We start from the raw sequence: 17,167 nt of genomic DNA, 5'->3' as shown, positions 1-17,167 counted from the left end.
GCGCCCCTTTCCGCGCCGCCGACCCGCAACGAACATGAGCATACAGGTGGAACGGTCATTACATCGAGATCGTCCGGGATGCCCGTCCCCGCGGCGGAGGCGACTACTATCGCCCCGTGAGCTGGCAGGCGGCCGGGCCCGGACCCGGCACCGGAACCGACGACCCCTTCTCGACGGTCGAGGCCGAGGTCCGCGCCATGGTGTCGGCGCCCTGGTGGGCCGCCGCCCCGCCGATGCAGCGGGCCGAGGCGATCACCTCCCGGATGCTGGCCGGCGCCGGCGAGTGGTGGCTGTTCGGCGCCTGGGGCCGCTGGTACCGGTGCGGGCTGGACGGCGGCTGGCAGCCGTGCCCCCCGCCGTCGGACCCGTCGGCGCGCCGCCGCGTCTTCACCGCCCCCCGCGGCGCCGGGAACCCGCCGGTCCCCCCGCAGCTGCTGCCCACCGGCCCCGACCTGGCCGCCGGGCCGGTGGCGACCGCCGCGCTGCTGGGGCCGCCGCCCGACCCGGCGGTCGTGGCCCGCATCGAGCAGATCCAGATCAACGCGCTCGGCGTCAACGCCGCCCAGTTCGCCCTGGCCGACCCCACCTTCCAGCCGCACACCCCCAGCACCCTGGCCGCCGCGTGGGGCGCGCTGCTGTGGTGCGCCGGCGCCCCCGTCACCCTCGACGAGCACCCCCTGGTACGGCTGTTCGCCGCCTACCTGACCACCCCCGCCGACCGGCTGCGGTGGATGACCCCGCCGGACCTGGCCACCCTGGTCGGCTACTACACCGGCCGGCTGGTCGCCGGGGACTGGGCGGGCGCCACCGCCATCGCCCGCGTCATGCACGACGTGGCCGCCGCGCTGCGCGCCGACGCCCGCTTCAGCCCCGGCGCCGACGCGCTCGCCGCCATCACCGCCGCGTCCCTGCCGCTGGTGCAGCACGACATGGCCGCCGCCCGGTACGGCCCCGCCGCCGTCCTCACCGAGTGGCGGCGCCGCTGCCCGGCCGAGCACGCCCTGCCGATGGTCCGCGACGCCTCCCCCGGCGAGTTCCTCCGGCTGGCCCTGTACGACCTGCAGCTGCTGGTGGTGCGGCTGACCGGCCGGCCGATGGACCACGGCGAGGTCCGCCGCGCCGCGGCCGCCCTGCTGGCCGCCGACCTGCACGCCGCCCCCGCCGCGGTGCACGCCGTGCTGCCGTGGCTGGACGGCGACGGCGCCCGCACCGTGCAGGCGGTGCTGACCGACCCGCAGCATCCGGGGCGGCGGCTGTGGCCCCGCGACGGCCGCCTGCCCGACGAGCTGCGCGCGGGCGACGCCACCGCCCTCCAGGACCTGCTGGCCACCACCTACACCCTCGGGCTGACCTGGTGCCGGCTGGCGGGCGGCCCGCCCCCGCCGACCGGGTTCGCGGTCGCGGCCGCCGCCGCGGCGGCGCTCGCCGACGGCCCGCCGGCCGCGCCGCGCGGCACGGGGGAGCTGACGCCGTGGCAGATCATCGAGGCGGCCCGCGCCCACATGGCCTCCGAACGGGCCGCCGCCCCGGTGCCGCCGCCCGTCCCGCCCGCCGACCAGACCCCGCCCCCGCCGCCCGTGGCCGAGCCGCGGCACACGCCCCCGCCGGGGGTGCCGCCGGCGGCGGAGACGGCCGTCGCCGGACCGGACGCCTTCCAACCGGCCCCGCCGCCCCCGCAGGCCGAGACCGGCGGGCACGACCCGTACCCGCCGCATCCGCCGTACCCGCCGCCCGCGCACGACCCGGCCGGCGGCCGCCCGGACCCCTACGACCGGATGCCGCCGCCGGGCCCGGCGGCCGACCAGGACGCCCATCAGCCCTATCCGCCCTACCCGCCTCCGCCGGGTGACGCGCCCGGCGGGGGCACCGGCGGATCTGATGCGTTCGGCCACGCCCAGCCGTCCGCGGGGGCGGCCGAGGGCGAGGGGTTCCCGCGGATCCCGCCGCCCCCACCGCCCTCGTCCCCGCCGGACCCGTGGGGGGCCGGGCAGGGCGGGGCGTCCCCGGCGGCGTTCGCCCACGACGGCCCGCAGACGCCGCAGGCCCCGCCCGGCGCCGAGCCCGCGCAGCCGGTGGAGCCGTTCCCGCCGCCTGCGGACGCGACGGTGGCCGAGCAGCCGTCCTGGCAGGCCGGTGAGGCCCCGCCCACCACCCGTTACCGCATGGCGGACAACCCGCCGCCCGCACCGTCTTCGTCGGCCTCGTCGGCCGTGCCGTCGGCGCCCGCCGCGGGGCGGCCGGACCTGGAGGGGGTGCGGATCGCCGAGGCGTACGGGATCCGGTTCCTGTGCGGCGAGGAGGACGTGGAGCGGTTGCTGTCGGAGGTCCGCCGCCGCGGCAAGTGGGCGCAGCGGCTGCGCGGCCAGGAGGTCTCCAGCGCCTCCATGCCGGCGCTGCTGCTGGTCGGCGAGCCGTCGACCGGGCAGCGGCGGCTGGGCCGGATGGTCGCCAAGGCGCTCGCCGAGGTCGAGGTGTCCAGCGGCCGGCTGCACGGCCTGCACGCCGACGAGCTGCGCGACCGCGGCCCCGACGGGCTGCGCGCCGTCCTGGCCGAGCACTCGGGGCACACGCTGCTGCTGGAGGGCCTGGACCGGCTGCTGCTGGACGACGCGGCCGGCCCCGCCTACGCCACCGCCCTGTACCGGGCGCGCGCCGAGGGCGTCAGCGACACCGCCCTGCTGGCCACCTGCGCCCCCGACCGGCGGGCCGACCTGGCGGCGGCCGCCCCGGAGGTCGTCACCGACCTGCGGGCGGTGCGGATGCCGGACCTGGCCGACCCGACGCTGCGGCGGGCGCTGCTGGCGCTGCTGGCCGACGAGCGCCGGCTGGTGCTGAACGCCGGCGCCTGGCGGATCGTCGAACGGGACCTGCCGGGCCTGCGCGGCCGCGGCCGCCTGACGGGCGCCCGGCTGATCGAGGCCTACCTCGACCACGCCTGCAACCGGAACCTGGGCCGCGCCGTCGCCACCCAGGCGATCGGCGACGCCGGCGCGCTCGAGCTGACCGGCGCCGACTTCGAGGGCCTGGCCGCCGAGCTGTCCGGCCCGTGACGTTCCCGTAGAGGGGGCCTGACCGGCCGCGCCGGGTGTGCGTCAGCATAGGGGTATGGACCGTGCCGACCGGTTGCTGGCCCTGGTGGCCGAGCTGCGCGCCGCCGCGCCCGCCCCGGTGGCGGCCGCGGAGCTGGCGCGGCGCCTGCGGGTTCCCGCCGCCACCGTCCGCCGTGACCTGCAGGACCTGACCCGCCACGGCCTGCCGGTCCGCGGGGTGCCCGGCCGCGGCTACGCCCTGCGGGCGCCCGGCCCGCCGCCGCTGCCGTCCCCGGTCGACGCGCTCGCCGGGCCGGTGGAGGAGGCGCTGGCCGCCGCCGCCCGCCACGGCCGGGTGGTGCGGATCGAGCACACCGGCGAGTCGGGGGAACGCACCCGCCGCGACGTGGAGGCCCACGGCCTGGTGATCGCCCCCTACGGCGTCTACCTGGTGGGCTGGTGCCGGATGCGGGAGGGCCCGCGGGTGTTCCGCGTCGACCGGATCGCCGCCGCCTACCCGGCCGGCCCCCACACCCGCCGCCGCGACATCGACGAGCTGCTGACGCTGCTGTGGGAACCGCCGCCGCCGCGCCCCTCGCGCGGCCCCGCCGCCCGCGCCCGCGTCCTGGCCGCCTTCACCGACCTGTACGCCCGGCTGGCCGAGCTGGTCGCCGGCACCGAGGCGGGCGGGGAGGGCGCCGCGGCCGCCCGGGCGGTGCTGGGGCATCTGGCCGAATGGACCCGCTGGCAGGTCGCGGCGGTCCGCGCCGTCGCCACCGGCACGCCCCCGCAGCTGGACGGGGACCGGCCGGCGTTCCCCGCCGCGTTCGACGACGACCTGCCCTACCCGGTGCGGGAACGGATGATCCAGGACGCGATGGCGCCGCGGTCGCTGGCCGAGCTGGGCCGCGACCTGCACATGGTGCTGCGCGCCGCGCACCGGTGGGCGGCCGGCTGCGATGCGGGCCTGTGGCGGCGGACGCTGCCCGACCCGGCCCGCCCCGGCGGTTCGGCGCCGCTGGAGGAGCTGCTGACCGCATCGCACGGCCCGGTGGGGCACGTGCGGTGGCATCTGGACCGCCTCACCGGACCGGACCGTGCCGAGCCCGGGCGCCCCGGGCCGGTGGAGCACTGCCCCCTGCGCACCTGAGCCTGCGGAGCCGCCAGGGGCCGCGCGGTGCGGTCAGTGGCGGACGGGCAGGCCGCCGGCGGTGACCGGGCCCGGCGCCGCCTGCCGCAGCGGCAGCCCGAACCACACGACCTTGCCGTGCCCGTTGGGGCGGGCGCCGTGGTCGTCGGCCAGCGCCGCCACCAGCATCAGCCCCCGCCCGTTCTCGGCCCAGTCGACCTGGTCGTCCGGGCGGCGCCGCGGCCGCGGCAGGCGGGGACTGTCGTCGCCGACCTCGGCGGTCAGCCGCCGCCCGTCCAGCCGCAGCCGCAGCCGCACCTCCCCCGTGCCGTGCAGGATCGCGTTGGTGACCAGCTCGTCCACCAGCAGCACCGCGTCCTCGACGTCGGCCGGGTCCGGCACCCGCCACAGCAGCAGGGCGCGGCGCACCAGCGCCCGCGCCCGCGCCGCCGCGGTGACCTCACCGCCCAGCTCCCACGACGCCTCCCAGCCCGCCGTCCCGTTCTCCCCCGCCGTCCGCCCGGTGACCGGCCCGCCGGCGCGCCCGCCGTGCGGGGACCGCCCCTCGGCCCCGAGCCGCCTGATCGCCACTCCCTGCTCCTCACCCTCGCCCCGGCGCCGCCGGACGCGGCTCCACACCGCTGTGTTCCCGGTGGGGGCCCGGCGATGGGGCGCGACGGGCAGATCTGGCCGCCAGGGAAGATCGACGTTCCATGCGCGGAAGGTCGCCTTTCCGGTGCCGTGCGCTCCGCGTCCGCCGCCGGTTTCGTCCGCCCGTCTCCTCGGACGCCGCGGCACCGCAGGCGGTGCACACCCGGCAAGGCGAACGCACCCCCCGACCACACCGGCCTCACCTTCCGGTGAGCCTCCCGCGCGCACCCGCACCGCCCGCCGCGGGTGAAACGGCAGGTCGAGGGAACAGGCACCGGCCCGATGCCGTTAAGGTGGGACGAGCCGGTGTGGCATGTGTCCCCCGGGCCGCACCTTTTGCCTTCGTGGAATACCGCCGGCCGCACGGCCGGGCAGGAGCCACGTTGTGCCTTTCGCCGTGAGGCGACCACCACACCGGCCCGAGCAAACGCCGAGGCCCCGGCGGGAAGCGCGTTCCCGCCGGGGCCTCGGCGTGTTCCGGCCTCGTCCGGGCGCGGAACCGGCCCGCGGAGCGGCCTAGGTCACCACCACGAGCAGCACCGCCAGCAGCGCCGGCACCAGCACCGCCGCCGCGACCGCCCGCATCCGGCGTCGGCGCCGCAGCCGGGGCAGCGCCGACAGCCGCGCGGCCAGCCTGGGGTCGTCGTGCGCCAGGTGCGTCTCGATCTGGGCGAGGATCCGCTGCTCCTCCATCGACAGCGCCATGCGAGAACCTCCGGGGGGTGGGCAGGTGCTGTGATATCTGCCCCACCATCAAGATCATTAGCCGTGGACCGACCGGCCGGTGATCATCGGCCTTCGGCGGCGGTCACCGTCGCGCCCCGCGCCGGCCCGCTCTCGTGGTGCCGCCGGTCCAGCGCGGTCACGTAGTAGGTGTAGGTGACGCCCGGCTTGACGGTGGGGTCGACGATCGACGCGCCCCGCACGGTCGTCAGCAGCCGCTTCGGGTCGACCGGGGCGCACGCCCGTCCCTTGCCCTCCACCCGGTACACCGCGTACGAGGTGGCCCGTTCGCTCGGCGACAGGTGCCACGACACCTTCACCCCGCCGCCGGTGGGGGCGGCCTTGACCGACCCGGCCGGCTTGGGGGCCTTGCCGCCCTCGGCGGCCGGGGGGATCGCCGCGGTCCGGTAGTGGTCCTTGCGCAGCCGGGACGTCTGCCCGCCCTTGTCGCCGAGCAGGTCCTTGGCGCTGAAGTACACGTCCCCGCGGATCTGCGGCAGCCCGGCGTTGACCGACAGGTGCCGCGACAGCTCCGCGGCGCCGCGCCACGCGCCCGCCTCACCGGCCCGGTAGGAGGCCTGCCCGATCGTCAGCTCCACCCCGGTGCCCTCGACCTGCTCGGCCCACCATCGCGCCAGCGTCCGGTAGTCGGCGGCCGGGTTCCCGATCTCCCAGTACAGCTGCGGGGTGATGTAGTCGACCCACCCCTCTTTCACCCACTTGCGGGTGTCGGCGTAGATGTCGTCGTAGCTCTGCAGCGCCCGCGTCGCCGACCCGTTGGGGTCGCTGGTGCGGTTGCGCCACACCCCGAACGGGCTGATCCCGAACCGCACGTGCGGCTTGGCGTCGTGGATCTTTTCGTGCAGCTCCCGCACCAGCGTGTCGACGTTGCGGCGCCGCCAGTCGGCCTTGCTCAGGCCCCCGCCGTACCTGGAGTAGGTGTCGGCGTCGGGGAAGTCCTTGCCGCCCACCGGATACGGGTAGAAGTAGTCGTCGAAGTGGACGGCGTCGATGTCGTACTTGTCGACCACGTCCAGCACGACCTTGGTGGTCAGCTCCCGCACCTGCGGGATCCCCGGGTCGTACCACAGGCCGTCGCCGTAGGCGCGCACCCACGAGGGGTTCTTGCGGGCCGGGTTGTCGGGGTGCAGCTTGGAGCGGTCGGTGCCGCGCGCCACCCGGTACGGGTTGAACCAGGCGTGGAACTCCAGGTCCCGGGCGTGCGCCTCCTCCACGAAGAACTTCAGCACGTCGAACCCGGGGTCCTTGCCCTGCGTGCCGGTGATCCACTGCGACCACGGCTCGTACGGGGAGTCGTAGAAGGCGTCGGCGTTCGGGCGGACCTGCACGAACACCGCGTTCATCCCGAGCGCCCTGGCCTGGTCGAGCATCTTGCGGTAGTCGGCCTTCTTGCGCTCGGCCGAGTGCGCGACGTCGCGCGGCCAGTCGATGCCCGACACCGTCGCGATCCACATGCCCCGCAGCTGCCGGTGCCGCGAGTCGCCGGGCGCGTCCACGCCCGGGCACTCGGCGTCGCCCCGGGCCACCGGCGCGTCCGCGCGGCGGCCGGCCTCACCGGCGGCCGAGGTGCAGCCGGCCAGCAGCCCGGTCGCCACCAGCGCGGCGATCGCCTTTGCGCATGCTTGGTTCCCCGTTAGCCATGCCATAGCCCCCGATTCTTACGGAACGACAACAGTGCCATGTACGGATCGTTCCGATCGGTGGGTCAAGTGAGGCGCCTGAGACGAAATTTTGCCTAAATCGAACACGTGTTCTATCGTTGGGGGTGGGGGTGAGGCATGCGCTGGGACCATCTGCGGCTGACCGACGACACCGGGCCCGCGCTCCCCCTCCTGCGGCGCCGGGCCGTCGCCCGTACCTTCGACACCCCCGGCTTCCACGGCGTCACCTTCTATGAGATCCACGCCCGCACCATCATCAACACCGTCCCGCGCGCCTCACGGCTGCCCTTCACCCACACCATCAACCCCTACCGCGGCTGCACCCACGCCTGCGTGTACTGCTTCGCCCGCAACAGCCACACCTACCTGGACCTGGACCCCGGCGCCGACTTCGACTCCAAGATCATCGTCAAGGTGAACGCCGCCGAACTCGCCCGCCGCGAGCTCACCCATCCCCGCTGGCACGGCGCCCCCATCGCCCTGGGCACCAACGTCGACTGCTACCAGCGCGCCGAAGGCCGCTACCGGCTCATGCCCGGCATCCTGGCCGCCCTGCGCGACACCGCCAACCCCTTCTCCATCCTCACCAAGGGCACCCTCATCCTCCGCGACCTGCCGCTGCTGGCCGAGGCCGCCGAACGCACCACCGTCTCGGTCGCGGTCTCGGTCGGCTTCATCGACCACGACCTGTGGCGCCAGGCCGAACCCGGCACTCCCAGCCCCACCGCCCGCCTGCAGGTCTGCGCCGCCCTGGGCGACGCCGGCATCGGCTGCTCGGTCCTCATGGGCCCCGTCCTGCCGTATCTGACCGACTCTCCCCGCCGGCTCGAGAACGCCGTACGGCAGATCGCCGACGCCGGCGCCACCTCCGTCACCGCCATCCCCCTGCATCTGCGGCCCGGCGCCCGCGAGTGGTACATGGCCTGGCTGCAGCGCCACCACCCCCGCCTCGTCGAGCCCTACCGCCGCCTGTACGCCCGCGGCGCCTACGCCCCCAAGGCCTACCGCGACCGCATCACCCGCCAGGTCGCCGACCTCGCCGCCAGGTACGGCATCGGCCGCCACGCCCGCCACCGGCCCGCACCACCGCCTCCGCCGCCCGGCCCCCAGCAGCTCAGCCTCCTCGGCTGACCCGGCACCGGCCCCACGCCCAGGCTCGTTCTGCACGCCGCGCTCCCGCGGAACGCTTCCAGCGGTCCGCGGGGTGAATGAACCCCACGCGTCCTTGGGGCACGCTGTGAGGCCGCCCGGAGGCTCACACGCCGGTCAGCTCCACCGGCTCGGCGATCACGTCCACCATCGCGCCGTTGCGCACCACCGTCACCGGCAGCGGACGCCCGATCGCCTCCGCGAACAGCAGCCGCTGCAGGCCCTGCGCCCGGTCCACCGGCACCCCGCCCGCCGACAGCACCAGATCCCCCCGCCGCAGCCCCGCACGCTCCGCCGGGCTGCCCGCCACCACCTCCGCCACCCGCAGCGCCTCCCGGCGCCCCGTCCGCTCCCGCAACCCCGCGGGCACCGGAACCGGCACCGTCACCAGGCCCAGGAACGCCCGCCGCACCCGGCCCTCGCGCAGCAACGCCCCCACGATCCGCCGCGACGTGCCGTTCACCGGGATCGCCAGCCCCAGCCCCACCCCGGCCACCGCCGTGCTCACCCCCACGACCCGGCCCCGCGCGTCGGCCAGCGCACCCCCCGAACTGCCCGGGTTCAGCGCCGCGTCCGTCTGGATCACGTCCTCGACCAGCCGCACCGCCCGCCCGTCGCCCACCGGCAGCGACCGGCCCAGCGCGCTGACCACCCCCGCCGTCACCGACCCGGCCAGCCCCAGCGGATTGCCCACCGCCACCACCAGCTGCCCCACCACCAGCTCGTCGCTGTCGCCCAGCACCGCCGGCGGCGGAACGTCCCCCGCCGCCCGCACCACCGCCAGGTCCGACAGCGGGTCGGCCCCCACCACCTCGAACGACGTCACCGTCCCGTCCGAAAACGCCGCCCGGCCCTCCCGCGCCGACCCCACCACGTGCGCGTTCGTCAGCAGCAGCCCGGCGGCGTCGAACACCACCGCCGAACCCCCGCCCGCACCGCCCCGCCGCGGCACCCGCAACGCCGCCACCCTCGGCGTCAGCTCCCGCGCCACCGCCGACACCACCTGCGAGTACGCATCCAGCGGCTCACCCATGATTACAGCATTACACGGCAAAACCCGAACGTGAAGACATACCGTCGCTCGCCGACGGCAGCGCCGCCCAAGCGAGGCGGACCTGCCGTTGAGGAGCGTGAGCTGATCGCCGGGAGGCGCGGCGCCACGCGGCTCGGCGAGGGTGCAGGCACCGGATGAGCCGGGTCGGCCGGGGAACGCGGCGACGGACACCCGATGGCCTCCCCCCAGGGCGATGTGACACATGAGGTTGCCGACTCACTCCCGCCGCGGCGGACGGCGAGCTGGGCGGACGCGAGCCGACGCAGGACGGTGCGACAGGTAGTCCGAGTTCTGTGTCACCGATGTGCGGCGCCGTGGGCACAGGCTAGGTGGCCGTTCGCAACCGGGCCTCGGCGGCCCAGTGGGGTGCGTTCCATTGGTCGGCGATGGCGGCGGCCTGGGTGAAGTGGGCGGCGGCCTCGTGGTCGCGGCCGAGGAGGACGGCCAGCTCGCCGAGGGTGTGGGCGACCGGGCGCAGCGCCACCGCCAGGCTCGTGGCGCCCGCCGGGGGGCCGTTGCGGTGCGGAAGCAGCGTCGCGTAGATCTCCTCGGCCGCGGCGCGGTCGTTCAAGGCGACGATGGCCATCGCACGCAACGTTGTGAGGAAGGTGAAGAAGAAGTCGGGGCGGATCGGGCCGGGTGACGCGCGGACCTCGCGGGCTTCGGCGTCCAGGCCGTTGGCGTGGAGGGCGAGCGCGAGCAGGTCGCAGACCATGGGGCCGAGCGCGGCGTGGAGGGCGCGCACGTCGTCCAGGTGCGCGCCCAGCGTGCCGTCGTTCAGCCAGATCACGGCCAGGGCGAGTTGGAGAAAGCCCGCGGCGTGCACCGATCCGGCGCGCCGCATGCCCTCGTCGGCCTTGATGTAGAGGAGCTCGGCGTCGGCGAATCGGCCTTCGACGAGCGCCAGGGTCGCCAGCGTGATCTCGGCGACGGCGATCGCCTCGCGCATCCGGTAGGTGCGCGCGAGGTCCAGGGCCTCGGTGGTCACCTGGTGCATGGTCACCGGGTCGTTGGCGGCGGCGGCGACGCCGGCATGGTTGAGCAGCCCGGTGAAGCGGTAGACCGGCAGGTCGTGCTCGGTGCCGATCTCCACCAGCTCCCGGCAGAGCTCGGCGTCTCCGTGGACTCGGGCCAGGACCTGGAGTGCCGCGGCCCGCAGCCGGGGTCCGGCGGCGAGGTCGAGTGCCTCCCGCGCCGCCTCCAGAACGGTCGGGTCGTCCTCGCCGACCAGCTCGTCCGCGTACGCCGTCAGGAGTCGGGCCCGCACCGAAGGGGGCAGGTCACGCTTCAGCAGGCGGCGCAGGCGGTCGACGATGGGCCGGTCCACCGTGCCGTACGTACGGGCCTGCCAGGGGGTCGGCTCCGTCCACGCGGTGAATGCGGCGATCATCAGGTCGTCGCGGCCCAGGGACTCTGCGTACTCCACGGCTTGGCGGCGTGTCTCGCGGGCGGCTGCGACGGCTCCCGCCCGGATCTGCGCGCGCAGCAGCCTGCCGAGCAGTTCGACCCGTTCGTCCGGTCCGGTCGAGTTGGTGACGGCGTCGGTGAGGAGGTCGGCCGCCACGTCATGGGCGTAGCGGGCCTCGGCGAGCTCGGCGGCCTGGACGCAGTAGCCGACGGCCTTGGGTGAGCCTGCGCGCGCGTAGTGGTGGGCCAGCGCCGCGATGTCGTCGGTTCCTTCGAGAGCGGCGGCGATCCGGGCGTGCATACGGGCTGTGCGGAGGCGGCTGAGGTCGGCGATGAGCGTGTCCCTGACAAGGGCGTGGACGAAGCGGACGCGTCCGGGGGCGGGCTCGTTCAGCAGCCCGGCGATGACGCCCGCGTCCAGCGCGTCCATCACGCCGTCCTCGTCGGTGTCGGCGGCCTTGACAAGGACGTCCACCGAGCTTTCCCGGCCTGCGACCGCGGCCAGCCGGAGAATGGACACGCCTCCCTCGGGCAGGCGCGCGAGCCGGCGGCGGAGGACGTCCCGTACGCCTTCGGGGACCTCGGAGAGGGCGACCAGCGCGCCTTCGCCCTTCAGCAGCCGGGCGCTTTCTCGCACGTAGAACGGGTTGCCGCCGGTGCGCTCGGCGATCCCTGCGATGGTCTCCTCGTCGGCCTCGCATTCGGCCCGTACGAGCTGCGCGACGGCCTCGGCGTTCAGCCTCGGCAGCGCCAGGCGGAGGGGCGTGGCGCGCGCGAGGGAGGCCAGCGTTTCGGTGAGGTGCCCGCTCTCGTCCGCCCGGTACGCGGCGACGACCAGGATCGGAGCCCGCACGCCGAGGCCGCCGCCGAGCAGCTCCAGCGTGGCGGCGTCCGCCCAGTGCAGGTCGTCCAGCACGACGGCGACCGGGCGTTGCGCGGCGACCGCCGCCAGCCACTTCCACACGGCCCGGCGCAGGCGGAACCGTCCCGCGGTGGCGTCGGCGTTGACCGGCTCGGTGTCGGTGAGCAGCGGCGCGAGGTCGTCGGCGAACTCGCCCGGGGACGTGACCGCGGTGATGGCCCTCAGCGCCTCGGTCCAGGCCCACGCGGGCGGCGCGCTGTCGACCTCGGGGCAGTGGCCCACGGCGACCAACCATCCGTCACGTTCGAGCCGCCTGCCGAGGTGTTCCAGCAGCGTCGACTTGCCGAGCCCGGCCTCGCCGGTGACAAGGGCGATGCGGGCTCCGTCGGCGGCGGCCTCGGCGGCGGCCGTGACCAGCGCCGACAGCTCCGCCCGGCGTCCGACGAACGGCGCCTCGATGACCGGAGCCGGCCGCGGCGGCGGTGCGGGCGGCGGTGGCGGGGGCACGGTCTCGCGCAGGACGTCCGTGCGCTGGGTGAGGATCGCCTCCTCCAACGCCGTCAGGCCCGGGCCGGGGTCGAGCCCGAGCTCCTCGGCGAAGACGCCGCGGGCGCGGCGGAGCGTCGCCAGCGCGTCGGCCTGGCGGCCACTGCTCCACAGCGCCAGAGCGTGCAGCCGCCAGCCCTCCTCGCGGAAGGGCTCGTCGCGGGTGAGCCGCTCGGCCTCGGGAACCACCGCGGCAGGGTCACCGATGCGCAGACCCGCCGCGACGTGCAGCTCGGTGGCGACCAGGCGCAGCTCGTTGAGCCGGGCGGTCTCGGCGGCGGCCCACGGCTCGTCGGCGACCTCGGCGAACGCCGGTCCCCGCCACAACCCCAACGCCTCGGCGAGCCGAGCCCGGGCGGCGCGCGGGTCGGTGACCGTCCGGGCCTGGTCGAGCAGGTCCTCGAACCGCCACGCGTCCACCGACTCCGGCGGCAGCCGCAGCGCATAGCCGGGCGACGCGCTCACCAGCAGCCGGGCCGGCGTGCGCGGCGGGCGCCCGGGCTCCAGCAGCCGACGCAGGTTGGACACATACGCCTGCAAGGACATCAGCGCCCGCGCGGGCGGCTCCCCGCGCCACAGATCCTCGATCATCCGGTCGACCGGCACGACCTGCCCACGCGCCGCCACCAGCAACGCCAGCACGCCCCGCTGCCGCGGCCCGCCGAGGTGAACGCTCTCACCGTTCACCTCGGTCGCGAACGCGCCCAGCACCCGGACGAAGACCATGATCCGCACATCGTACGCGGGCCGTTCCAAGTCGACTCCAAATCCCCTCCAAACACCCGGGAGCAGCCTGAACACGTCGCAACCGATGAAGGGCGGGAACAGATGAGCGTCAACACCCAGGACATGAAGATCGTCCACCGCGCCTTCCGCCGCGAGTCACGGCTGCTGGTGGAACTCGTCGCGGCCGTCGCCCCGGGTGACACCGCCCGCGCCAAGGTGATCGGCGACCACTTCCGCGTCTACCGGCTGGGCCTGCACCGCCATCACGAGGGCGAGGACGAGCTGCTGTGGCCGCCGCTGCTGTCCCGGGTGGACCTGGAGGCCGACATCGTGCTGCGCATGGAGGCCCAGCACGAACGGGTCGCGGCCACCCTGACCAGGCTGGACGCCGCGGTCCCCGCCTGGGAGGCCACCGCCGGGGCCGACGAACGCGACGCACTCGTGGCGGCCCTGTCCGAGCATCGCGTGGTCCTGCTGGAACACCTCGACGACGAGGAGGCCACCCTCCTGCCGCTCGCGGCCGAGCACATCACCGAGCAGGAGTGGGCCTCCCTGGGCGACCACCTGGTCAACAACACCCCCAAGCCCACTCTGCTCACGCTCTTCGGCGCCGTCCTGGAAGACGCCGACCCGGCCGAGCGCGCCCTCGTCCTGCGCGGCCTTCCCGCCCCGGCCCGCGTCATCTGGCACCTCATCGGCCGCCCCCGCTACGCCCGCCACATCCGCCGCGTCCGCGGCTGAAACCCGCCCGGTCCGACCATCGAAGGAGAAGAACCATGTCGCTGAAGAACATCAACACCGTCCTGGCCACCGCCGTCGTCCTGTTCACCTTCTACCTCGGGATCTCCTTCGTCCTGATCCCGGAGACGCAGGCCCCGGGCTTCGGCCTGCCGAACTGGCCCTCTGGCGACGGCGGCGGCTTCCTCAACGTGAAGGGCAACCGCGAAAACGCGATGGGCCTGGCCATGGGCGTCCTGCTGGTGACGGGCCACCGCCGCGCCCTGGGCTGGGTCCTGCTGATGGTGGCCGTCGCCCCGTTCGGCGACATGATCACCGTCCTGGCCCACCACGGCTCCATGGCCGCCGCGTTCGGCGTCCACGGCCTGACCTCGGCACTGATCGCGATCACCGGCCTGCTGATCCTCCGCGAGACCAGCAAGGCCCGCAAGGCCCAGGAGGCCGCGGCGCAGCCCGCCTGACGTCTGCACGCCCCGAAGGGGCGGCCCGAGAACTTGCCGAAGCAGCAGCGTGTTGACGTGCACCAGCGCAGACCACCACAGGTGCAGGGCCGGCATCGAGGTTTCGGCGTGCTCCTTGTCCGGCCGGTCCGGGCGCCGTCCTTCCCGTGGTGCAGCACGGTATTCCTTCGCATTTTCTGAGAACTCGAAAAGGGAGACGACGATGACGATCAACGATCTGCGCGGTGTCCTCAAAGGGCGCGTGCTCCTGGCCGACGACGACGGCTTCGAACAGGCGGCCACCGCGTGGAATCTGACCGTCGGGCAGCCCGTGGCGGCCGTGGCCGAGGCCGCGGACGCCGATGACGTGGCGGCGCTCGTGCGTTACGCACGGCGGACGGGTATGACGGTGACCGCGCAGCCGAGCGGGCATGGCGCCTCGGGTGATGTGGAGGGCCTGATCCTGTTGCGCACCGGCCTGCTGAACGAGGTGGAGGTACGCGCGGAGGAGCGCGTGGTCCGGGTGGGCGCGGGCGTGAAGTGGGGGCAGGTGCTGGCGGCGGCCGGACCGCTGGGTCTGACCGGCCTGTCCGGCAGCGCGCCGGGGATCAGCGTGACCGGCTACACCCTGGGCGGTGGGGTCGGCTGGTTCAGCCGCAAGTACGGCTTCGCCTCCGACAGCGTGCGGGCCATCGACATCGTCGACGCCGATGGCGAGCCGGGCCGGGTGACCGCCGAGTCCGATCCCGAGCTGTTCTGGGCGCTGCGCGGCGGTGGCGGGGACTTCGCGGTGGTGACCGCCCTCGAACTCGAGCTGTATCCCGCGCCGGTCCTGTACGGCGGGCGCGTGATCTGGCCGGAGCACCGGACCAGGGAGGTGTACGACGCGTTCCTGGAGATCACCGCCGAGGCGCCGCGTGAACTCAGTGTCTGGATCAACCGACTCCAGCCCCCCGGCGCGCCGCCGATGGTGACGCTGGATCTGGCCTACCTGGGTGAGGCGGCTCAGGGGGAGGACCTGCTGGCGCGCATCGACAAGATCGAGGGCGCGATCTCCGACAGCCGCGGCGTCGTCCCGGTCGCCGACCTGGGTGACATCGCCGCCGAGCCCAGCGATCCGGCCCCGTCCATCGCTCGTGCGGAACTGCTCACCGGCCTGGACGCGGACGCGGTGGAGCTCCTGCTGGCCAAGCCGGTCGAACCGCTCATCAACGTGCAGATCAGGCACCTGGGCGGGGCGCTCGCCGAGCCGGGCGGCGGGGCCGGTGCCGGCGGCGCGGTGGCTGAGCCGTACCTGCTCGGCCTGCTGGGTCTCGGCCTGCCGCACGCGGCCGACGCGACGCGCGCCAAGCAGGCCGAGGTCGCGGCCGACCTGGAGGCCTACATCAGCGGCCGCAAGCCGTACACCGTGCTGTCCCCCGGTGACACGGCGGCGAAGTCCTTCTCCGGCAGCGCGCTCGCGCGGCTGCGGGAGATCAAGCGGGCCCGTGACCCGCACAACGTGTTCCGCGCGAACTACCCGGTGCTCGGATAGATCGGTTCCCAGCAGGTCACGGCCCCTTTGCCCACCGGGGCGGCGGGGCCGCGCCGAACCCGCGTGACAGATGTCGCCGCGAGCGCTGTGAAGGGCACACCCAGACCCCGGGCCCTGCTCGACGACGTGTGGGCCGGTCTTCCGTTCCCGGAGGTCGGAGCCGACGACTTCCCCGTGATGCTCGACGCGCTGAAGGCGGCCTACGACACCCGAAAGGAGCCCTTCGCGGTCCGCCTCCTGTTCGCGGTGCGCTGGAAGCTCGGCGCCCTGCTCGGCTGGGACACTCCCCAGGCGGGCCTGGGCGGCCGGGTCGCCTCGCTGCGTGACCGCCTCCCACCCGACCTCGCCAAGACCGCGGACGACGCCACCCCCTGCACCGACCCGTTCACCGAGGCGTACCAGCTCGGCAACGAGGCCGCCCGCGAACTGGCCAACAAGACCGTCCACGACATCATGCACCTGGGCTGGGCGGCGACCGGCGACGGCGAATACGAACTGCGCATGGCGGCCCTGGTCAAACCCAACGGACTGTTCGGACGGCTCTACATGGCCTTCATCGCGCCATTCCGCCACCTGATCATCTACCCGGCACTGACCCGCCAGTGGGAACGCGCCTGGCGAGACCGCGCCCGCCTGCTCGACAGGACCGACCGCACCATCTGACATCCCCCAGCCACCGGGGATCACCGTCTCGGCACCCGAGCGCCGGCCCGAACCCCTGGGCGGACAACGCCCCCCGCGCCCAGCCCCCTCGAAGGCCCGCGCCCACCCCGCTACCCTCACCCCACATGGACGCCGCACACCAAACGGTCACCGTCGACCGGGTCCACGGCACCACCGGTGAACTCGTCCTGCGCCGCACCGGCCCCCACCACGAGATCATCAGCAACGGCGTCTTCCTCATGGACACCCGCGACGGCACCTCCGAACGCCTCCTGGTCACCGCCGCCCTCGACCACCACACCCCACCCGCCGCCGTCCTCATCGGCGGCCTCGGCGTCGGCTTCACCCTCCACGCCGCCACCCGCCACCCCGCCGCCGGCACCATCACCGTCATCGAACGCGAACCCGCCGTCATCACCTGGAACCGCACCCACCTGCGCCACCACCACGACGACGCCCTCAACGACCCCCGCGTCCACCTCCACCAGGCCGACCTGCACACCTGGCTGCACACCACCACCGACACCTACGACGCCATCTGCATCGACACCGACAACGGCCCCGACTGGACCGTCACCGACGACAACGCCCGCCTCTACCACCCCCAAGGACTCGACCTCGCCGCCGCCCGCCTGTCCCCCCACGGCACCCTCGCCGTCTGGAGCGCCGCCCCCTCACCCGCCTTCGAACACCGCCTCCGCGCCCGCTTCACCCACGTCACCACCCGCACCGTCCCCACCCGGCACGGCCCACCCGACGTCATCTACCTGGCACACCACCCCGTGGCCCACACCACACCGCACATCTTTTGAACGGGTTCAACTCTCCCGTACA

General features: G+C 74.9%; 13 protein-coding genes. 8 read left to right on the top strand and 5 right to left on the bottom strand.

Going from position 1 to position 17,167, the window contains the following annotated elements; translation table 11 throughout:
- The first annotated feature begins 116 nt into the window (after window positions 1-116).
- Together HNR21_RS22790 and HNR21_RS22785 are read left to right on the top strand one after the other, a co-directional pair.
- Window positions 117-3,050, top strand: a complete 2,934-nt coding sequence (locus HNR21_RS22790; RefSeq protein ID WP_182706785.1) for a hypothetical protein — start codon at window positions 117-119, stop codon at window positions 3,048-3,050.
- Between the two features lie 55 nt (window positions 3,051-3,105).
- Window positions 3,106-4,179, top strand: a complete 1,074-nt coding sequence (locus tag HNR21_RS22785; RefSeq protein WP_182706784.1) for a helix-turn-helix transcriptional regulator — start codon at window positions 3,106-3,108, stop codon at window positions 4,177-4,179.
- Window positions 4,180-4,212: 33 nt separating this feature from the next.
- On the opposite strand, the gene HNR21_RS22780 is transcribed toward HNR21_RS22785, so the two are convergent.
- The 3 genes from HNR21_RS22780 to HNR21_RS22770 all read right to left on the bottom strand — a co-directional run bounded on the left by HNR21_RS22780 (window position 4,213) and on the right by HNR21_RS22770 (window position 7,199).
- Window positions 4,213-4,749, bottom strand: a complete 537-nt coding sequence (locus tag HNR21_RS22780) for an ATP-binding protein (RefSeq protein WP_182706783.1) — start codon at window positions 4,747-4,749, stop codon at window positions 4,213-4,215.
- 576 nt (window positions 4,750-5,325) lie between these two features.
- On the bottom strand, window positions 5,326-5,514 hold the full coding sequence (locus HNR21_RS22775) for a DUF3040 domain-containing protein (protein WP_119730464.1): 189 nt from the start codon (window positions 5,512-5,514) through the stop codon (window positions 5,326-5,328).
- Between the two features lie 83 nt (window positions 5,515-5,597).
- The gene (locus HNR21_RS22770) at window positions 5,598-7,199 is read right to left on the bottom strand and encodes a glycoside hydrolase family 10-like protein (protein ID WP_182706782.1); all 1,602 of its coding nucleotides are present in this window, start codon (window positions 7,197-7,199) and stop codon (window positions 5,598-5,600) included.
- Between the two features lie 132 nt (window positions 7,200-7,331).
- On the opposite strand from HNR21_RS22770, the gene HNR21_RS22765 reads away from it, so the two are divergent.
- Complete coding sequence (locus HNR21_RS22765) at window positions 7,332-8,345, top strand: Rv2578c family radical SAM protein (protein WP_182706781.1); 1,014 nt, start codon at window positions 7,332-7,334, stop codon at window positions 8,343-8,345.
- Window positions 8,346-8,469: 124 nt separating this feature from the next.
- Here the strand turns inward: HNR21_RS22765 and HNR21_RS36095 are convergent, their stop codons facing one another.
- Together HNR21_RS36095 and HNR21_RS22755 are read right to left on the bottom strand one after the other, a co-directional pair.
- Complete coding sequence (locus HNR21_RS36095) at window positions 8,470-9,396, bottom strand: S1C family serine protease (protein WP_182706780.1); 927 nt, start codon at window positions 9,394-9,396, stop codon at window positions 8,470-8,472.
- A gap of 346 nt (window positions 9,397-9,742) precedes the next feature.
- Window positions 9,743-12,988, bottom strand: a complete 3,246-nt coding sequence (locus tag HNR21_RS22755; RefSeq protein WP_246442301.1) for an ATP-binding protein — start codon at window positions 12,986-12,988, stop codon at window positions 9,743-9,745.
- Window positions 12,989-13,060: 72 nt separating this feature from the next.
- On the opposite strand from HNR21_RS22755, the gene HNR21_RS22750 reads away from it, so the two are divergent.
- From HNR21_RS22750 to HNR21_RS22730, 5 genes are all read left to right on the top strand, one after another.
- Entirely contained in the window at window positions 13,061-13,699 is a 639-nt protein-coding gene (locus HNR21_RS22750; protein ID WP_182706779.1) for a hemerythrin domain-containing protein, read from the top strand.
- Between the two features lie 35 nt (window positions 13,700-13,734).
- Window positions 13,735-14,157, top strand: coding sequence for a DUF4267 domain-containing protein (locus HNR21_RS22745; protein WP_182706778.1), 423 nt, complete (start codon window positions 13,735-13,737; stop codon window positions 14,155-14,157).
- 202 nt (window positions 14,158-14,359) lie between these two features.
- Complete coding sequence (locus tag HNR21_RS22740; protein ID WP_182706777.1) at window positions 14,360-15,670, top strand: FAD-binding oxidoreductase; 1,311 nt, start codon at window positions 14,360-14,362, stop codon at window positions 15,668-15,670.
- Window positions 15,671-15,796: 126 nt separating this feature from the next.
- The gene (locus HNR21_RS22735) at window positions 15,797-16,333 is read left to right on the top strand and encodes a DUF2867 domain-containing protein (protein ID WP_312881178.1); all 537 of its coding nucleotides are present in this window, start codon (window positions 15,797-15,799) and stop codon (window positions 16,331-16,333) included.
- Window positions 16,334-16,458: 125 nt separating this feature from the next.
- Window positions 16,459-17,145, top strand: a complete 687-nt coding sequence (locus HNR21_RS22730) for a spermine/spermidine synthase domain-containing protein (protein ID WP_182706776.1) — start codon at window positions 16,459-16,461, stop codon at window positions 17,143-17,145.
- Window positions 17,146-17,167 lie beyond the last annotated feature (22 nt).

Source organism: Thermomonospora cellulosilytica, assembly GCF_014138835.1.
Lineage (GTDB): Bacteria > Actinomycetota > Actinomycetes > Streptosporangiales > Streptosporangiaceae > Thermomonospora > Thermomonospora amylolytica.
The sequence above is the reverse complement of the archived record's forward strand: the minus strand, read 5'-3'. Positions and strand labels throughout refer to the sequence as shown.